This is a genomic window from Pseudomonadota bacterium, from assembly GCA_039714795.1.
Lineage (GTDB): Bacteria > Pseudomonadota > Alphaproteobacteria > JAGOMX01 > JAGOMX01 > JBDLIP01.
Genome location: JBDLIP010000025.1, coordinates 1 through 19,047 on the forward strand (window position 1 = coordinate 1; position 19,047 = coordinate 19,047).

General features: G+C 45.2%; 15 protein-coding genes and 1 tRNA gene. 9 read left to right on the forward strand and 7 right to left on the reverse strand.

Annotated features, from left to right (window positions below):
• Positions 1–353: 353 nt before the first annotated feature.
• The 3 genes from ABFQ95_03210 to ABFQ95_03220 all read right to left on the reverse strand — a co-directional run bounded on the left by ABFQ95_03210 (position 354) and on the right by ABFQ95_03220 (position 2,077).
• A tRNA-Ser gene (locus ABFQ95_03210) sits at positions 354–445 on the reverse strand.
• 56 nt (positions 446–501) lie between these two features.
• Positions 502–999, reverse strand: coding sequence for an RNA pyrophosphohydrolase (locus ABFQ95_03215; protein MEN8236539.1), 498 nt, complete (start codon positions 997–999; stop codon positions 502–504).
• A 1-nt stretch (position 1,000) separates the two neighbouring features.
• On the reverse strand, positions 1,001–2,077 hold the full coding sequence (locus ABFQ95_03220) for a divergent polysaccharide deacetylase family protein (protein MEN8236540.1): 1,077 nt from the start codon (positions 2,075–2,077) through the stop codon (positions 1,001–1,003).
• A 244-nt stretch (positions 2,078–2,321) separates the two neighbouring features.
• Between ABFQ95_03220 and ABFQ95_03225 the strand changes: the two genes are divergently transcribed.
• Positions 2,322–4,799 (forward strand): TIGR02452 family protein, encoded by a 2,478-nt coding sequence (locus ABFQ95_03225; protein ID MEN8236541.1) that lies wholly within the window; start codon positions 2,322–2,324, stop codon positions 4,797–4,799.
• A gap of 52 nt (positions 4,800–4,851) precedes the next feature.
• Here the strand turns inward: ABFQ95_03225 and sodC are convergent, their stop codons facing one another.
• A complete protein-coding gene (sodC, locus tag ABFQ95_03230; protein ID MEN8236542.1) occupies positions 4,852–5,397 on the reverse strand; it encodes a superoxide dismutase [Cu-Zn] SodC in 546 nt (181 codons plus the stop codon).
• Between the two features lie 8 nt (positions 5,398–5,405).
• Between sodC and ABFQ95_03235 the strand changes: the two genes are divergently transcribed.
• Positions 5,406–5,582 carry a hypothetical protein gene (locus ABFQ95_03235; GenBank protein ID MEN8236543.1) on the forward strand — a complete coding sequence of 59 codons (177 nt, stop codon included), beginning with the start codon at positions 5,406–5,408 and terminating at the stop codon, positions 5,580–5,582.
• A gap of 540 nt (positions 5,583–6,122) precedes the next feature.
• On the opposite strand, the gene ABFQ95_03240 is transcribed toward ABFQ95_03235, so the two are convergent.
• Positions 6,123–6,653 (reverse strand): AAA family ATPase, encoded by a 531-nt coding sequence (locus tag ABFQ95_03240; GenBank protein MEN8236544.1) that lies wholly within the window; start codon positions 6,651–6,653, stop codon positions 6,123–6,125.
• A 236-nt stretch (positions 6,654–6,889) separates the two neighbouring features.
• Between ABFQ95_03240 and ABFQ95_03245 the strand changes: the two genes are divergently transcribed.
• The 7 genes from ABFQ95_03245 (at position 6,890) to ABFQ95_03275 (ending at position 16,308) form a co-directional block, all read left to right on the forward strand.
• Complete coding sequence (locus ABFQ95_03245) at positions 6,890–8,563, forward strand: CTP synthase (protein MEN8236545.1); 1,674 nt, start codon at positions 6,890–6,892, stop codon at positions 8,561–8,563.
• Entirely contained in the window at positions 8,563–9,432 is an 870-nt protein-coding gene (kdsA, locus tag ABFQ95_03250; GenBank protein MEN8236546.1) for a 3-deoxy-8-phosphooctulonate synthase, read from the forward strand. Before ABFQ95_03245 ends, kdsA begins: the two co-directional genes overlap by 1 nt.
• 1 nt (position 9,433) lies before the next feature.
• Complete coding sequence (eno, locus tag ABFQ95_03255; GenBank protein ID MEN8236547.1) at positions 9,434–10,693, forward strand: phosphopyruvate hydratase; 1,260 nt, start codon at positions 9,434–9,436, stop codon at positions 10,691–10,693.
• Between the two features lie 158 nt (positions 10,694–10,851).
• On the forward strand, positions 10,852–12,123 hold the full coding sequence (glyA, locus tag ABFQ95_03260) for a serine hydroxymethyltransferase (protein ID MEN8236548.1): 1,272 nt from the start codon (positions 10,852–10,854) through the stop codon (positions 12,121–12,123).
• A 63-nt stretch (positions 12,124–12,186) separates the two neighbouring features.
• Positions 12,187–13,029: a methyltransferase domain-containing protein gene (locus ABFQ95_03265; protein MEN8236549.1), complete on the forward strand. Its 843-nt coding sequence runs from the start codon at positions 12,187–12,189 to the stop codon at positions 13,027–13,029.
• A 95-nt stretch (positions 13,030–13,124) separates the two neighbouring features.
• The gene (locus ABFQ95_03270; protein MEN8236550.1) at positions 13,125–14,270 is read left to right on the forward strand and encodes an ATP-binding protein; all 1,146 of its coding nucleotides are present in this window, start codon (positions 13,125–13,127) and stop codon (positions 14,268–14,270) included.
• Positions 14,271–14,382: 112 nt separating this feature from the next.
• Positions 14,383–16,308 carry a S9 family peptidase gene (locus ABFQ95_03275; protein ID MEN8236551.1) on the forward strand — a complete coding sequence of 642 codons (1,926 nt, stop codon included), beginning with the start codon at positions 14,383–14,385 and terminating at the stop codon, positions 16,306–16,308.
• A gap of 129 nt (positions 16,309–16,437) precedes the next feature.
• Here ABFQ95_03275 and ABFQ95_03280 read toward each other — a convergent pair whose 3' ends face one another.
• Positions 16,438–18,147 carry a putative Ig domain-containing protein gene (locus tag ABFQ95_03280; GenBank protein MEN8236552.1) on the reverse strand — a complete coding sequence of 570 codons (1,710 nt, stop codon included), beginning with the start codon at positions 18,145–18,147 and terminating at the stop codon, positions 16,438–16,440.
• Between the two features lie 349 nt (positions 18,148–18,496).
• Positions 18,497–18,964, reverse strand: a complete 468-nt coding sequence (locus ABFQ95_03285) for a hypothetical protein (GenBank protein MEN8236553.1) — start codon at positions 18,962–18,964, stop codon at positions 18,497–18,499.
• Between the last annotated feature and the right edge of the window lie 83 nt (positions 18,965–19,047).

Sequence of the window (19,047 nt, forward strand, 5' to 3'; positions counted from 1 at the left end):
AGATATTTATGAAAAGCCTAGAGGTTATTAGTTTACGAGATAGCAAAACCGGACATTTTTAAATTGCTAGAATAGGACATTTCTAAATTGCTTTGACAGTTTTTCAAATCGACGCTCATCCCCCACGGGACGTCATCCCAGCTGCCCATTTCCCCCAGACCCGAAGGGGCTGGCTTGGGAAATGGAGTGAGCCGGGATCCAGTTTTTTACTTTCAGTGCAAAAAAACAATTAGATACCGGATAGCTGAATTTTGCATGCTGATTTACATTGCAGTTTACTTGGGTAAATGAGCACTTCGCGCGTATCAGGAAACAGAGGTTTTGATTTCACTTCAGTATACGAGAAATAAGGCTGGCGGATGGGGTGGGATTCGAACCCACGAAGAGGCGTAAACCCCTTGCCGGTTTTCAAGACCGGTGCCTTCAACCGCTCGGCCACCCATCCATCACAAATGTCATTCTGCCGGGAAACACCTAAAGAAGCAATCCCTTTGTGAATTTTTAATTCTGTTTTTGCGATTGTAGTACAGGCAAAAACTCTTTTACTAGGGCGCGGTATACCTCACGCTTAAAGGGAGCAACAAGATAGATAAGCTTGTGAATGTCGACCCACTTCCAGTGGGAAAACTCAGGGTGGGAGTGGCTATCTAGATTGATCTGGGAGTCATCGCCCTCAAAGCGCATTAAAAACCAAGTCTGCTTTTGTCCGCGGTAGCGGCCGTTCCAGCAGCGTCCTACCAGGTGTGCAGGCAGGTCGTAGGTGTATTCTTTCTTAGATTTGGCCAAGAAGGTGGCGTTGTTGGTGCCAATTTCTTCCTTCAATTCTCGGATGGCGGTTTGCTCAGGTGTTTCGCCCGGATCCAAACCGCCTTGAGGCATTTGCCATGCTGTTCTATATGAGTCAATCCGCTGAGCCACAAATACTTGATCGTCTGCATTTACAAGCATAACGCCTACAGAGGGGCGATAGGGGAGGTTAATTCGTGGAGGCCATCTCATGTCATTCTTGGGTGTCTCTTTTGGTCATAATAATTGCCACTTCAGGTGCTGGCAGCAGTGCAGTGATCGGAATCAGCGTCAGGCCCTTTTGTTCCAAAGTGGGAGTCCAGTGGCTTAAGACTTCCAGAGAAGATGTATTGGCCTGGACAATGGCAATTGCTTGACCTTTGCGCCTTGCATCCCGTTCAAGATTATGTAGCTGCCTTTCTAAAGGGGTCGAATCGGGAGTTTGTTTTAGCACGTGTGAGCATGCAAGATGTGGCAGTTGCATATCTTGGGCTAGATTATTTGCCGTTGCAACGGCTTGACTATCTACAAAGAGCAGACCTCGATCTTTTAGTTGCCTAAAGAAAGGTTCTAGGGCGGTTTGATTGTTTAGGAACTGACTGCCCGATAAGCCCACAAGTCCAACGTATCCACCGGTTTGGCTGAGGATCCAATGCAATCGTTGGGTGTTTTCTTCAGGAGAGAGATAAGTGAGCAGGGTATGCGGGCTCAGATTACTGGTCGGTGACCGTTGGGATTCAAGGGCAATGCCGAGCAATACCTCGTGATGATGGTCGCGGGCTTGCTTTATGGACTGATTAATAGCCGCTGTGTAGGGAGAAAAGGCCAAGGTGACTGGACTGGGTAGGCGTTCAATTGCCTGGCTGGTGAGAATATGGTCAGGTCCCAAATTGGTTACGATAATGGCAATTCGGGGATTTTTTGGGTTAACGTCCGCTTTTTCAGCGTAGGCTTGCCGGGGTTGTAGACCGTCATCTGCTATGGCGGGCAATAGCCCCATTTCGGTTTCCTCAACCAGGTTTGAGGTCACCAAATCCCAGATGGTTTCACTACCACCATCTAAAACATTGTCTTCAAGCTCTTCTGCATTTGCAAAGACAAACTCCTCTAACGGTGTGGCTTCGGGAAGGTCTAACACCAGTGCGTTGGACATTCGCAGGTCAGGATAAGTTGGCGCAAAAACAGTCCAGCCAAAAAAGGCCACGATGACAGCCACAAATATGCTCCACGAAGCTAATAAAGTTCGAGAGCGTTTCGGGCGTGGTTGTTTTGCTTTTAAGTTGCGTGACATTTTTCAAATTTCCTTTGTTGACTTAACACATTACCATTACCTCCTTTTTAGAAAGCTTGAGCGCAAAGTGCAAGCCCTGAGATTGAATTTGTGTAACTATTCGGTCCAACGGCCGTCATCCTGGCCCGTAGGGTGATCAATCCAAATAAAAATATGTTGCAATATGTTCTTGTTTATACTATACGTGTTTTTACATAAGATTGTAACTGTTATTTATTATTCAACAGAATTAAAGGTGTATAGAATGAATTTTAAGAATAAATTGATCCAATTTGTAAGCGTTTTTGTGTTTACGTGTTGTGCGTATGGAAGCCAGATCGAGGAACTCTCTATTAAGATTACTCGCTATCGTAGTAATACGTATTTGCATGTTTTTGACAAGGGTGGAGATATAATTAAAAGGTCTTTACCGGCAGATGAAGATGAAGGGACCATCAGTGGTATAATAAAATATGATAAATTTGGTAATGTGTTCCTCGATGGAAAGCAAAACGGGAAAATTAACATTGAGACATTTGGAGCAGTCACAGTTAGTGATTTTGAAGGTTTTCTAGATTTAACGGCTGATTCAGTCATATTCCAAGGAAACACCACAATTCTTGGGACTGAAAGATTTGATGTTTCCAACTTTACCCAAATTGAAAACGGTCTTTTGGAACTCGTATCAGGGACGTACAATTTTGAGAAACTCAATAATTTGGGGATAATCTCTGCAATAAGCAATTTAGTTGTCGATTTAAAGAGCTCCATTGGAATCCAGCTTGGTCACTTATCTGCACCTAACAAGCTTAGCTTTAAAACACCAGGTATGAATCTCCAGGTGTTGAGAGAAAAATGTGGACTTGTTTTAAACAAGGATCAGCTTGTTTATGTGAATGGTCGTAGTTTATCAAAAAGTACTAATCAAAATTCTACCTCTGATCCGCAACGCACACACTATATTTTAGATTCGAAAGGTACATACGAGGCAGAGGAAGCATGGCAGAGAAAGGCGATTTTCGATCTTAACCAAGAAATCTCTAATGGTAGTTACCAATTGCAGGGCTCTTCAGAAATCTATGATGTGAAAAGTGCTGTAGGGAAAGGCAAACAAAGAAACTTCAGCGTTTTTTCTGGCGGAAAAGATCATAGAGGAAGAAATTATGATTTATCCAAGTATCAAAAAAAATATTCGACAAAATTTACAGTTGTTAATCAAGATACGCTTGACTGTGCTATAGCATTAAAGAAAGGGCAGGAATTATTGAATCCTTTAGCCATAGATATGGCTCATGCTGAAAACCCAACCGGAGGTGCGCCTAGTGGTCATGGAAATGTTCAAGAAGAGCAAATGGCTTACAGATCCGCTCTCTATGCTGCTTTAATGGAAGAATACCGCAAAAACAATCAGTTAAGTCATGCTGAATTACCTGGTCAGTATTTTATTCCAATGCAGGGAGGGATTTGTGTTCCTGGCGTTGCCGTGTTTCGAAATGGTGTGGATAAAGGTTATAGCTTTAGAGAGCCTGTATATGTAGATATCTTTGCAGTTGCGGCCTTTCGCCACCTAAACAGAAAATTCCTTGCCCCGAATCGAGCAGGGAAAGTGGATGAAGATATTTTCCCAGAATTGCAAAACACTGGAACATATTGGGCATACATGAAGAATAAAATTCGTTCTATGTTTGTTGCAGCTCTTGTAAATGGAAATGATTCACTTGTCCTGGGTGCACTAGGGACTGGTGTATTTGAAAATCCGGTTCCCAAGGTTGTTAACTTGTTTGCTGAAGTAGCTAGAGAATTCGATGGATATTTCCAGAAGATAGTCTTTGCGGTTCTTGATAGAGACGGTCAGACTATTAAGCAATTTGAACAGGTGTTTGCGAACCGTACGGTTTTCGATAACTTTAAACCATTACAAGTTACTACAAATCAAAAAACCATCATTTCTCAAATTAAGCATCAAGCAAAATTTGCTTTACGCAGAGATGGTAGGGGTGCCAAAACTTGGTTATGGCAACTAAAAAACCTTTTAGACAGAGAAAAGCAGGCTAGACGTAACCTGAAGCTTGTTAATGCGCTTTATAAATTCCTACTCAACGAGTGTGAATTTGACTTTGCTCTTGCAACGAAAAATCCAAACGAGCAAAAACAAATATTCGAGCAACGTGTTGCGTCAGTTGATAAAAATGAAGTGAAGTCTCGTCAGAGGATAGCAAGATATGGGCAGCCAAACGATAGAGCAGCAAAAAGAAATGCCATCAAATGGTTGGTAAGATTAAAAACAGCAGTTGAAGGTGCAAAGGGAAAGGGGGTACAATCCGCACATATGCAAAGCCTTGATAAGCAATTGCTCAAAAAGGATTGCTTTGATCTGAACCAGATTAAGTATGGGCGGTTAAGTATGTCTAAGCCGGCTTGGGCAATAAAACTGACTGGGCAACCTGCTAGTAGGGAGATACAAAAAGCTACCCGGCTCATTAATAAAACAAAGCCAGCCGATGTTACAAATTTAGCAAGTCGGGCAATGCAACGAAAAGGAAAAGGAAACTCCATAGATCGGTTAGTAGAATTAAGAACAGCTATGGAAATTCTTAAAAATGATCCTGGATCACAGAAAAAACTTGCCATCCTTAATCAAGCGCTTACAGCTAGTAGATTTGACTTTGGTAGAGTTAAATGGAGTTTAACCAGTGCTAGTAAAAAAGTGCAGTCAAAGCCAACTTGGTGGATAGGCCAGTAATTTAAGTGGGGCTTAAATGGGGGTATCCTCCATTTAAGCCCTGTTATTTTTGTCACTCCGCAACGCCACAGGCAATGCGCGAGCCGCCACCGCCGAGTTTTTCCGGGGTATCTGAATAATTATCGCCCTTTTCGTGAATCATTAAGGCGTGTCCAGGCAGGTCAGATAGTTTTAAGCGAGGGGCGATGAGGGTTTCTGTTGCCTCTCCTTGCTCATTTACATTCAAAACCGGCAGGTCGCCCAGGTGGCCAAGGCCCTCTGGGCCTTGGTGGCTTGCTGTTTCTTCTGGGTCATAGTGTCCTCCTGCCGCTAGTCCTGGGAACATTTTTCCAGCTTTTCCCTTTTTCTTTGCTGCACAACTTGGATGCTCATGCAGGTGAAATCCATGCGGGCCTGGTGGAAGGCCTGTTAGGTGGGTTTTGAGCTCCAGGCCATTTTCTGAGTCCTTTGCAAGGACGTATCCTAAATGAGCCCCAATTCCGTTTGTAACCAGTTGATAGATCTCGATCCTCATTTCCTGCGTGCTTGCTCCATTGGCCAGCAGATTGGCCGAGAAAAAGGCAAGGCTTATGGTAAAAGTGGTCAAGAGTTTATGCATTTTTTGGCATGGTTCAAATCGAAGTTACAACCTACTCGGCCATCATCCTGGACGTTGCATTTGGAGTTCATGGCCGTAAGGCCAATGAATCCCAAATGCTTACGATCCTGAATCGTAAGGTTTTGCCTCCTCAAGTCTTACCAGACTTGAGTTCCAAAACCAACGTTCAGGATGACGATCCGTAGATAACACATTTTCACTGAACAGCCCTGTTTTACGAAAATTTATGCTTGCGTTTGCCGAAAAACAGGACTAGTCTTCAGGGGTAAGCGTGGCAGGGCGGTGTACCATCACCGCCCCAGTCCACTAACCAACCCGATCTATAACGGAGATCAGATATGGCTAACGCCAATGTACAGTATGCCGACCTTCAGCGCCAGCGTTTCCTGGGGCCGTTTGTTTGTGTTTGCTTGTTTCTGCTTAGTTTGCCGCGGAAACGTTGTGGAGAGGTATATTGTGGCGAGTGGTCTGGGAACCTGGCACGTTTGCCTCTATAGGGGTCAGTTCTTACTAGTTTAGTGGGGGCTGGCCCTGATAGGGGCAAGTTGAATGCTGTCAGGCTATGATCTTTTTTTGTTGCTCGGGAATGTAAGTAAACCCTAGACTTAAAGGAGCACAAAAATGCACTTATTGAATCGAGTCAGCTTGGTGGGCAAGTATTCGAAAAATATCTAAAATATATATTTAAATATTAAGATAACATTTGCACAGGAAAGCACTTTTGCTTATAAAGATGAGAGGTCAGGAGAGAAACTATGATCGACTAAAACGCGCAAAATGGGAAACAATTCTGGAAGACGCTGTATTTCATCAATTATCACAAGTCCGTTTAGCGACTCTAGAGCAAGCATTGGATCTTGTAGCTCGGATAAATGACGTGGATCTTCGAGGTCAAACAGTGTTTTTGGTCCCTGATAATCCTTGACATAAGCCTCTGCCAGTGTTGTTTTTCCACACTGGCGCGGTCCAAGAATCGCGCAAACTCGGCCAATTTGAAACGCAGAGTCAATTCTGCTGAGAAATTGAGATCGTGCTAACATTATCTTGTAATTTAGTATACTGACTACTAATTTACAAGGCAAATCAGAAATCAGCAAGGCAGTGCTGCGTTTCAGCGCAGCACTGCCTTGCTGATTTCTGACTTGCTGATTTCTGATTTGCCTTGTATTTTTTGATTGGAACAAGATACTTTTTGTTTGTAGGGCAAAGCGCCATTTATGCCCGGGACGGGTATACCTAAAATTCAGATTACCCACTCAAAACGCAAAAGCCTTCTTTTGGGTCATAGTGTTCTCCTGCAGCTTTCAAATCCAACTCTTTACGAGCTGGGGAAAAGTTTGTCCCTTACTGGATTTTGGATGGGCAGCCGGGATGACGGCCGAGTGGATTACACTGAACAATCCTGGATCTAGGATCACACCGTTTGAGTCTCTCTTACAAATCGTGTAAGGTCCTTGCATAGTTTGCTATGTATAAGGAGTAGGGGCCGTTCATGACACAATATATTTTTGTAACCGGTGGTGTGGTTTCAGCCCTTGGCAAGGGCCTGGCGACGGCTTCTTTGGCGGCTCTGCTAAAGGCTCGTGGTTACAAAGTGCGGGTGCGCAAATTTGACCCTTATCTAAACGTAGATCCAGGCACCATGAGCCCGAGCCAGCACGGTGAGGTGTTTGTCACCGACGATGGGGCGGAAACCGATCTTGATTTGGGGCATTATGAGCGCTTTGCTGATGTCACTTGTACATCAGATGATAACCTAACTGCGGGGCAAGTGTACTCCTCAGTGATTGCCAGGGAACGCAGTGGTGATTATCTGGGCGGCACAGTTCAAGTAGTGCCGCACATTACCAACGCCATTAAAGAGGCTCTGGTGCGAGGTGTTGATGCGGACGTTGACTTTCTGTTGTGTGAGATCGGCGGAACTGTTGGTGATATTGAAGGCTCTCCTTTTCTAGAAGCCGTGCGTCAGTTTCACAACGAAGTGGGACATGAAAATGCCATGTTCATTCATCTGACATTGGTGCCCTACATTGCCAGTGCTGGTGAGTTGAAAACTAAGCCTTCACAGCACTCTGTAAAAACCCTACAGCGTGAGGGAATTCGTGCTGATATGCTGTTGTGTCGTTGCGATCGACCTTTACCGGAAAGTAGCAAGGCAAAGCTGGCTTTATTTTGCAATATCGCCCCGGAAAATGTCATAGAAGCCATCGATGTGGACAACGTGTATAAGGTGCCGTTAGAGTTTGCTCGTCAAGAAATGGACCTGCGGGTACTGTCGCATTTTGGCATTCCCAATCCCCCCGAGGCGCAAATGCAAGAATGGCAAGATATGGTTGAGCGGGTCAGTAACGCCAAGCAGTCCGTGACTATTGCCATTGTTGCTAAGTATTTGCAGTTAAAAGATTCCTACAAGTCATTGATTGAGGCGCTGGCGCATGGAGCAGGTGTGCATCAGGCTCAGATGAATATCCTATGGCTCAATCCGGAAGAATTCGAACAAGGGGAGGGGGAGGCGCGTACTCCCAAACCAATTTCTGAGATTGAACAAACCCTAGCGCAAGCAGATGGTATTTTGGTGCCGGGTGGATATGGCGTGCGGGGTACTGCTGGTAAAAGCGCAGCTATTACCTATGCCCGAGAAAAGAACGTTCCCTTTTTAGGCATTTGTTTTGGCATGCAGTTGGCAGTGATTGAGGCGGCCAGGAATTTAGCCGATATTCCTCAGGCCAATTCGACAGAATTTGGCCTGACAACTGAGCCGGTAGTGGGGCTGTTGACCGAATGGATGAAAGGTAGCCAGCTCGAAAAGCGCTCTCATGAAAGTCAAAAGGGTGGTACCATGCGTTTGGGAGCCTACGATTGTTATCTGGCTCCCAACAGCCTAGCACGCCAAATTTATGGCTCTGATGTGATTCAAGAACGACACCGGCATCGCTATGAAGTGAATGTTAGTTATCGAGAAGCACTCGAGGGAGCAGGGTTAATGATTACAGGATTTGATTCCAGTGGTGATCTGCCAACTATTGTTGAGCGATCTGATCACCCGTGGTTTTTAGCAGTTCAATTCCATCCAGAGTTCAAGTCAAGGCCATGCAGTCCCAGTCCTTTGTTTGCGGCTTTTACAAAGGCTGCCCTTGTTTACAAATCGAGAAAGGAGAAAAGCTAATGACAGCAATGCACCATGTAACTGTTGGGTCAGACCAGACTAAAAAAGTGACGTTTGGCAATGATTTGCCATTTGTGCTTATTTCTGGGCCCTGTCAATTGGAGACGCGCGAACATGCTTTAAAGATGTCCACAGCTCTGAGCGAAATGGCCGAAGAATTAGGAATCGGGTTTATCTATAAAACCTCATTTGATAAAGCCAACCGGACCAGTTCTATTGCCCCAAGAGGGATAGGCCTTGAAAAGGGGCTGCCTATTTTGGCAGAGATTAAAGAGAAGGTTGGCTGTCCTGTAATTACTGATGTGCATTTGCCAGAACAATGTACGCCTGTGGCTGAAGTTGTGGATCTGTTGCAAATCCCCGCTTTTCTCTGCCGGCAGACGGATTTGCTGCAAGCAGCAGCAGCAACAGAAAAACCGTTGCATATTAAAAAGGGGCAGTTTTTAGCCCCTTGGGATATGGCGAACGTCGTGGACAAGCTGGAAGATGCAGGTAATTCTCATATCATCTTGTGTGAGCGAGGCGCGTCTTTTGGTTATAATACCCTCGTGTCTGATATGCGCTCACTGCCCATCATGAAAGCAACAGGATGCCCGGTGGTTTTTGATGGCACGCATTCGGTGCAGCAGCCCGGAGGGGCAGGGACTACAAGCAGCGGGCAGCGTGAGTTTGTGCCGACCCTATCGCGTGCGGCTGTCGCCGTTGGTGTTGCTGGCGTTTTTCTAGAAACGCACGAGGATCCTGATAATGCCCCCAGCGATGGTCCAAACATGGTGTATCTGGAGCATATGCCCAGTCTTGTGCACACTTTGATGGAAATTGATAAGGTTGCCAAGGAACACCCGGAAATTATCGATATGGGGGATTAATGTGGCGATTATTATAGATATTTACGGTCGAGAAATTCTCGACTCTCGTGGCAATCCCACGGTTGAAGTTGAAGTCAGTCTTGAAAGTGGGGCGATCGGGCGTGCATCTATCCCTTCAGGTGCTTCAACGGGCAGCCACGAAGCAGTTGAACTTAGAGACAACGACCCCAAGCGCTTTTTAGGTAAAGGGGTGATGCAGGCGGTTGAGGCGGTCAATGGTAAATTGGCAGATGGTCTAATTGGTCTCAATGGCCTGAATCAGCGTGAGATTGATGAGGTCATGCTGCAACTGGACGGCACAACCAACAAGAGCAAGTTTGGGGCCAATGCAATTTTAGGGGTAAGCCTGGCACTTGCCAAAGCCGCGGCTATCCACTTAAGATTGCCGCTATATCGCTATATCGGTGGTATTGGGGCTTGCCGTCTACCGATGCCATTTTTCAATGTTCTCAATGGGGGAGCACATGCTGACAATACCATTGATATTCAAGAGTTTATGGTTGTGCCTGTGGGAGCCACGTCGTTTACTGGAGCTCTACAAATGGGCACCGAAGTCTACCATCACCTAAAGCGTATCCTGGTAGAGGCAGGGCTTTCCACCAATGTGGGTGATGAAGGAGGCTTTGCCCCAGCCTTGACCAGTACGACTCAAGCCCTGGATTTTTTGATTCAGGCAATCGAAAAAGCAGGCTATAAACCAGGAAAAGATATAGCCCTGGCACTAGATGTTGCGGCAACGGAGTTATGGAAAAAGGACAAATATCATTTTGCCGGAGAAGGTAAAATTTTTACAGCCGGCGAGTTGGTAGCTTATTATTCTAAGCTGGTTTCAGGCTATCCGCTGATTTCAATTGAAGACGCAATGGCCGAAGATGATTGGCAGGGGTGGCAAATGCTGACCCAGTCTTTAGGCAAAAAAGTGCAATTAATAGGTGACGACGTGTTTGTCACTAATCTAGAACGTTTGCAAAAAGGGATTGATCAAAAAGTTGCCAATTCAATGCTGGTAAAGGTCAATCAAATTGGCACTCTCACTGAGACATTGCAGGCTGTAGATCAAGCGCATCGTGCAGGTTATACCACCATGATGTCGCACCGCTCTGGTGAAACAGAAGATACTTATATTGCTGATTTAGCCGTTGCAACGAACTGCGGGCAAATTAAGGCTGGCGCTCCGTGCCGGAGTGATCGGGTGGCAAAATACAATCAACTGCTGCGGATTGAAGAGTTGTTGGCGGATGAGGGGCGGTTTGGGGTTTAGCATTTAGCATGTTGAATTGTTGTTCCATTGAGCTCTGGGATAGAGCCTGGGGAAAATGTGCGGCCGTGATTACGGCTGAGGATTATTGCACTAGCCTCAACTCTGAGGTTTTGCTACCTTTAGCAGCAGAAATAGTTTTTTAAGGAACACCTACATATATGCGAGTACACAAAACCTTGCACGACTTTGACTCTGAAATCGCCCAGGCTCTTGGAAACGAACTTAAACGCCAGCAAAATCAGTTGGAAATGATTGCCAGTGAGAATTTCGCCTCGATCAATGTAATGGCTGCCACCGGTAGCGTGATGACCAATAAATATGCCGAAGGCTATCCAGGACGGCGCTATTATGGCGGCTGTGAGTTTGTTGACGTGGCCGAGCGTTTGGCTATCGAGCGCGCATGCCAATTGTTTGGCTGTGGGTTTGCCAATGTGCAACCGCATTCAGGGGCGCAAGCCAATGAGGCGGTATTTTTGGCAACCATGCAGCCAGGAGATACATTTTTAGGGATGGCGCTTGATTGTGGCGGTCACCTGACGCATGGATCGAAGGTCAATATGTCGGGTAAATGGTTTAATGCTGTTGGTTATGGTGTCTTAGAGGATGGCTATATTGATATGCAGGATGTCGCCGAAAAGGCGCGAGTGCATAAACCAAAGTTAATTATTGCTGGAGGGTCAGCTTACGCTCGCATCGTTGACTTTAAGGCATTTCGAGCCATTGCTGGCGAAGTAGGGGCGTTATTGATGGTGGACATGGCGCACTTTGCAGGGCTTGTGGCTGGAGGGATTTACCCAAGTCCATTTCCGCATGCACACATTGTAACTTCCACAACGCACAAAACATTGCGAGGTCCCCGCGGTGGATTTATCTTAACTGATGATCCAGTTTGGGCCAAAAAGTTAAACTCAGCCGTGTTTCCAGGCAATCAAGGTGGACCTTTGATGCACGTGATTGCTGCTAAAGCCGTAGGCTTTAAGGAAGCCTTACAGCCTAGCTTTAAAGAGTATGCGCAAAACATCGTGGTCAATGCCAAGGCGCTGGCAGATTCTTTGCTGGACAATGATATTTCTTTGGTCACAGGTGGCACCGATACGCATTTGCTGTTGGTGGATCTTTCTTCCTTTGGCATCACAGGCAATGATGCTGAGCAAACCTTAGAACGAGCTGGCATCACTTGTAACAAAAATGGTATTCCGCAGGATCCATTGCCGCCTTTGAAGACTTCAGGTATTCGTTTGGGAGTTGCAGCTACAACCACACGTGGTTTGGGCGTGGGTGAATTCAAGCAAATTGGTAGGTGGGTTGCCGAAGTCCTGAATGCTTTGCAAAACGGAACAAGCGATGAGGTTGAAAAAAGAATTCGCGCCGATGTGCAAAAGATGTGTCAGCGCTTTCCTATTCCGGGATATGGCGACGCTGAAGGCTGAAGGTGCGGCATAGTTCCAAAAATCACCTTGCCTTTTTTGTCTGTTACCATTAGCGTGGCTCGTATGCATACAGCAAGTAATGTTGATCACAAGACAGTTGAAGGGTTCGGGGAAGAATGGTCGCATTTTGATCAATCCCAGATGAGCGACGAGGAAACAGCAGCCCATTTTGCCCAGTATTTTAAGAATTTTCCTTGGCATAGTTTACCCAAGGATGCTGCGGGATTTGATATGGGATGCGGCAGTGGTAGGTGGGCTAAGTTGGTAGCCCCCCGAGTTGGCTGGTTGCACTGCATTGATGCAAGCTCTAAGGCACTTGAAGTGTGCCGGCAAATGTTGCGTGAAAACACAAATGTGCAGTGGCACCAGGCAAGCGTTGACCAATTGCCATTTGCCGATAACTCCATGGATTTTGGTTATTCGCTGGGTGTGTTGCACCACATTCCTGACACCCAAGCCGCCCTGCAATCGTGCATCGATAAACTCAAGCCCGGAGCGCCATTCTTAGTTTACCTTTATTATGCCTTTGACCATAAGCCATGGTGGTTTCGAGTCCTCTGGCGTTTCAGTGATATTGGACGCCGGGTGATTTGTAGACTGCCCTTTAGGCTTAAGCGTTGCATGACAGATACAATTGCAACTTTGGTTTATTGGCCGCTGGCACGCCTGGCAGGGTTGGTTAAAAGGCTGGGCAGGCCTGTTGAACATATGCCGCTTGCTTATTATCGGCAACACAGCTTTTATACGCTGCGCACCGATGCACTGGACCGGTTTGGCACGCGTTTAGAACAACGGTTTACCCAAGAGCAGATCAAGCAAATGATGCGCAAATGCGGTCTTGAAAAGATTCGCTTTAATGAGGAAATGCCTTATTGGTGCGCTGTGGGATATAAAGCGCGAACTTAGTTTTGACCAAAACGAAGTATTTTCCCGAATGGTCTTGACTTTTCGGTAATTCAATTCATAATAGTCATAAGTTTCTATATAGGCTGTATTTCATCATGGATCGTTACCTTGCCAAATACATCAAGCAAGACGCAGACAAAAAAGTTGTTCTTATAAGTGGGCCGCGGCAATCTGGAAAAACAACGTTGGTTCAGCAGCTATTTAATAAATATGATTATTTGAATTTTGATGCATCCGAAGATCGGATAGCAATTTTCAAGAAGCAGTGGAAGCGTGATGTCGAAAGTGTTCTTTTTGATGAGTTGCACAAGATGAACAAGTGGAAACGATGGTTGAAGGGGATCTACGATACGGAAGGGAATCGTCCCCGCTTACTTGTTACAGGCAGTGCTAATTTAAACACCTTTCGAAAAGTGGGCGACTCGCTTGCAGGGCGATATTTTCAGTATCGTTTGCATCCCCTTGATATTGAAGAAGGCATAACCTATTGGCAAGACAAGCCCCGAGAGGTTTTTCAACGTCTTATGCAGTGTAGTGGATTTCCAGAGCCCTTTTTAGAGGGCAGTGCTCAGTATTATAAGCGTTGGCAGAAATCCCACTTGGATATTATCCTGCGTCAGGATTTTTTGGATCTGTATTCAGTGCATTCGATTAAGTTAATTGAAATTCTATTTGATCTGCTAAAACCTCGTGTCTCGAGTCCAATAGCATATGCAAATTTGGCGCGAGATTTGAACGTAGCGCCAAAGTCAGTGCAAAACTGGTTGAGCATGCTCGAAAATATTTATGCAATTTTTCGGGTTACCCCCTACCATAATAATGTTGCGCGCTCTTTGTTAAAGGAGCCCAAGTTGTATTTTTATGATATTGGGCGGGTTGTAGATACAGGAGCTCGCCTGGAAAATCTTGTCGCATGCGCGCTTTTAAAGCGGATTGAATTTCTTGAAGACACGCGAGGTGTGACGGGAACTTTGCATTATCTTAGAACAAAAGATGGGGTTGAAATTGATTTTCTTGTGGTTATTGATGGGCAACCCAGACTCTGTGTCGAGGTGAAAATTTCTGATGATACGCCCGCAAAAAATTTTGCGCATTTTAGGAAATATATTGGTGAGGCTCAGTGCGTTCAACTTGTGCTGAATTTAAAGCGGGAATATGACACACCCGATGGTGTGCAGATACGAGATTTGGTTACCTATTTGAGTAGACTGAGTACTGTCGTCCGGGATGACGGTCCGTAGGTAGTCTATTTTCACTGAACAACCCCGATCCTGAAAGCACTAAGCTGGTCTCAACCCTGATTTGCGGTTACACTATTAACATCAAACCAATTCATCGGAGATAAACTCAGCCATGCCCCAAACTGCCTTAATCCCTCGCGCCGTCCTTTTTGGTAATCCAGATAAAATGAATGTTCGCCTAAGCCCGGATGGTCAACATATTAGCTTTATTGCTCCCTATGAAGGAATCTTAAATGTATGGGTTGGACCGCGAGGGGATTGGAGCCAGGCTAAACCTGTAACCTTTGATAAAAACCGTGGCATTCGCAATCACTTTTGGACTTATGAATCTGGCTTTGTACTCTATTTGCAAGACCAGGATGGCAATGAAGACTGGCACTTGTATCGGGTCAACTTGGCAACCAATTCAGTGACTGACTTAACGCCTTTTGAAAATATCCATGCTCAAGTAGTAAAAACTTCACATCGTACGCCAAAGCATATTCTAGTTGGCTTAAATAACCGTCAACCAGAGTTTCACGATCTACATCGACTCAATGTAAAAACCGGAAAAATGGAGCTTATTGAAGAAAATAACCAGTTTGCAGGTTTCCTGGCAGACTGGGATTTAACGCCTCGTTTGGCGATGCAGATGACCTCCGATGGGGGCAGCAAGATTTTCAAGAAAGAAGGCAAACAGTGGAATCTGTTTCAGCGCATTGACATGGAGGATCTGATAACGACAAGTCCGCTGGGGTTTGATGCTACGGGTCAAATTTTGTATATGCAGGACAGCCGGGATCGCAACACATCTGCTCTGATAATGCTGGATATGCAATCAGGGGCCCAAACATTGATTGCCAAAGATAATCAAGCAGACATGAGTGACGCGCTGTTTCACCCAACAACCAAGAAAGTGGAAGCCTTTGCATCAACCTACAAGCGCAAGCGTTGGCAAATTTTGCACAAAGAAATTGCTGCGGATTTTGAATACCTAAAAACGGTGCACCCTGGAGAAGTCGAGATTGTTGATCGAACTCACAGGGATGATTTTTGGGTGGTTGCTTATCTGCGTGATGATGGGCCGATGGAATACTTTCTCTATGAGCGCGAGGCAAAACAGGCGCACTATCTCTTTTCACAAAATCAATCCCTCAAGGAGCAATCCCTGGTGCCGATGCAGCCGGTGGTAATCCAGGCGCGAGATGGCAAGCAGATGGTGAGTTATCTTTCTATTCCCAAAGACTCGAAAGGGCCTGTGCCCATGGTGTTGCTGGTGCATGGAGGGCCGACCGTGCGTGATACCTGGGGTTACAATGCCCAGCATCAGTGGCTTGCCAATCGAGGATATGCGGTTTTAAGTGTGAATTACCGAGGCTCAACCGGGTTTGGTAAGGACTTTATTGTAGCTGGTTATGGTGAGTGGGCCGGAAAGGCGCATGATGATTTGGTTGATGCGGCCAATTGGGCTGTGGCTGAAGGTATTGCAGAACCGCAAAAAGTCGCTATCATGGGAGGAAGCTATGGAGGTTATGCGACGCTTGTGGGGTTGACGATGACTCCAGAGGTGTTTGCCTGCGGTGTCGACATTGTAGGACCGTCGAACTTACAAACCTTGCTTGAGTCTGTTCCGGCTTATTGGACGCCAGCTCTGGATATGTTGAAGGTTCGCATCGGCGGAGATCATGAAACCGAAGAGGGCAGGGAGTTTTTAAAATCTCAATCACCGCTGACCTATGTCGAGCAAATTACCAAGCCGCTATTGATCGGCCAAGGCGCGAATGACCCCCGTGTCAAGCAAGCCGAATCGGATCAGATTGTAGCAGCCATGCAGCGCAAGGCAATTCCTGTGACTTATGTACTATATCCTGATGAGGGACATGGGCTTGCTCGTCCTGAAAATCGCCTGTCGTTTTACGCTGTAACTGAGATGTTTTTGGCTCAGTCCTTGGGTGGGCGGCAAGAAGCTGTAGGTAGTGATTTTACAGGGTCAAGCATTGAAATTAAGGTAGGTGATGGAGCTGTAAAAGCGGCCAAGTCAGCGGTGGTTGCCGGGTGAATCGAGCAGCATTTTAAGAGCGTATCAGGAAACAGAGGTTTTGATTTAACTTCGGTATATTTTGAAAAGAAACCAGAGCGGTTACCCGCCCTGGTTTATTCGGCGTGGTCTAACAAATTATAATAATGGTTACGCTGGGTCAACTGTAATAACAAACTCATCCATTGCAGAGCCACCAAAATTGTCCATTGCTATGACTGTGACATCAAACTCACCGGTTTCGTCAGGAGTTCCTGATAACATTGTACCATCAATCATTAGCCAATCTGGGGCATCATCATTCAAGGAGAGCATCAATTCATCTCCAAAATCAGGGTCAACGAAGACGAGTGAAAGATCTTCCATAAATAGTTCACCAACAGTTACAAGAGCGTCCTCTATCTCGTTTTCTACAAATGGATCATCATTTTCTCCTGTAATCATCACCATTACTGTGGCTGTATCATTTTCCAAACCATCAGAGAGCGTGTATTCGAAGCTATCTTTGATGAAATTCTCTCCTTCTACTTGATCGCCCTCCTCAAATTCTCTCAATGAATTAAGGTCTTCTAGGTTTACAAGCAAATCAAAATTTATTTGCGTGGCGTCGTAAAATATCTTTGTGATCGCACCATCCATATCCATCTCAAATGTAAGCTCTACCCCCAATGAGGTTATTAAATCATCACTGCCCTCAATAAAAATGTTTTCAACAAAAAGAGGATCTGGCAAGTCATCTGGATCATTATCATTGCTCAGTAAGTCCTCTTCTGCAAAAATCATCAATGGAGCATCCTGAGCGCTGTCTTCATCTTGCATTACAGTGTCATCCTCTGCCTCGGGTGGAATATTGATGTGGATATTGGCCATTGCCTCATCCATACCGCCAAGGCCATCGTCGATCATGTAGGTGAATTGCAAATAATCACCTTGGGTAAATAACAACATGTCACCAAAGTGCTCAAAGTCAACGGTTCCATCCATGTTGATTGTTAAAGTGTTGAAATTTTCTGGATCACCCTCTGGATCAAAAATCTGGAATTTTGCAATAGTACCTTCTTCAACAACAAATTCAACTCTCATAAAGTCGAGATCTTCTCTTTCCATACCGCCAAACTCGAAAAACGATAATCCAGTTACATTGACGACTTTGAGCGTGTCTGTATCATCAGGATCTTCATCGTTGGACAGGACATTATTGTCATTTAGCAAGTCAGTACCTTCAATAATCACAAAGACATCATCTGCTGCTATGGGTCTAACATTGTAAACAACAGCTTCAAAGTTGTGAGCCATGAAGTTTAGCTCGGGGCCAAACTCTTTAGAAAAATCAACTTTTTTGCCGGGGCCATCAAAAAGACCAGGGTCTAAGAAGTCAGGATCAAACTGATCTTCTGTGCCAACCAGTACGATGGTATCAAATCCCCCGGCTCCTTTGTACATGTCTTTGTCGGAGCCATCGTCGCCGATTTCGTGCACTACGAAATCATCCCCGCCGCCACCAAAGATGACGTCTTTACCTTCTCCTCCTTTAAGAATGTCGCTTCCCTGTCCGCCAAATAATCGATCATCGCCTTCGCCGCCGGAAGCCGTATCATCTCCATGCGATCCCATGAGCCTGTCATTTCCAGCTTCGCCAAACATGACATCATCACCGCGATTACCAATGGCTCTGTCATCACCGGAGCCAGCGTAGAAATAATCATTTCCCTGATGGCCGATCATTTTATCGTCACCTTCTTCACCAAATAGGAAATCATGGCCCTTTAATCCAAGCATAATTTCATCTATACTGGTCCCATTGAGAACATTATTTTCATATGTTCCCTTGATCATCTTTAGAAACATTTCTTTTTTCATAAAAACCTCCATATGTTTTTTTAAAAACGAAAGTACTATGCATTTTTATTCTATATATCAATAAGTAAATAATTAGTTTATATTAATAGAGTGTTAAATATATAAATCTAAGTTCATAAACGGTTACTGATTGATTGTATCTTTTTACTTGTAATAAAAAAATATTTGAGCAAAGCAATTTAGAGTAACTAGGTATGTCCCCAACATGATGTGAACCTAGCAAAGCATATACTGAAGCTGAATCAAACTGTTGGTTTTCTGGTGCACTCAAAGTGCTCATTTACCTAAGTAAACTGCGCGCTTTTCGTTACCATAAAACTCAACATTTTGATTCAGCACGGGTATATCCTCAGATATTTTTGTCATTCCTCGATCCATCAGAAATCAGCCCTTGCAAACTCCGCATACGACCAGGATCTGTTCGGGTAGAATCACGGCCATGCGGGCGGTGAATATTGGTTCTTCTGCCACCAACGTTCAAATTTGTTCCAGAGCCCCTTCCTGGTTGCACTGATCCTTCTCCAGCCACCTTGATTGCCAAATTTATTAGTTTCCTTGCTTTGCGCCATTTAGTGCCGCCTTTTCCGCCCTTCATTTTGTTAAGCTTTCTCTGTAACCGCTTCTCTTGATTACTGAGAGGAGTTGCAATCTCTTCTGTAGCATCACTCTCACTCTCACTTTCACTTCTATGCTCTTCCAGAACAGGTTGTGGCACGGGAGATGGAGATTGAGTCTCAGGTTGAACTTGATGTTGCAATATTTCAGGTTGCAATTCTTTTGCATCACTTGATTCTTCAGTTGATTGTATCTTCTCCAAATGTCAGGGTAGATCGTCCATTCAGATCCGTGTTGAATGACAATTGGGTATCCGAGGCTTATCTGCGATTATGCTTGCAAGTG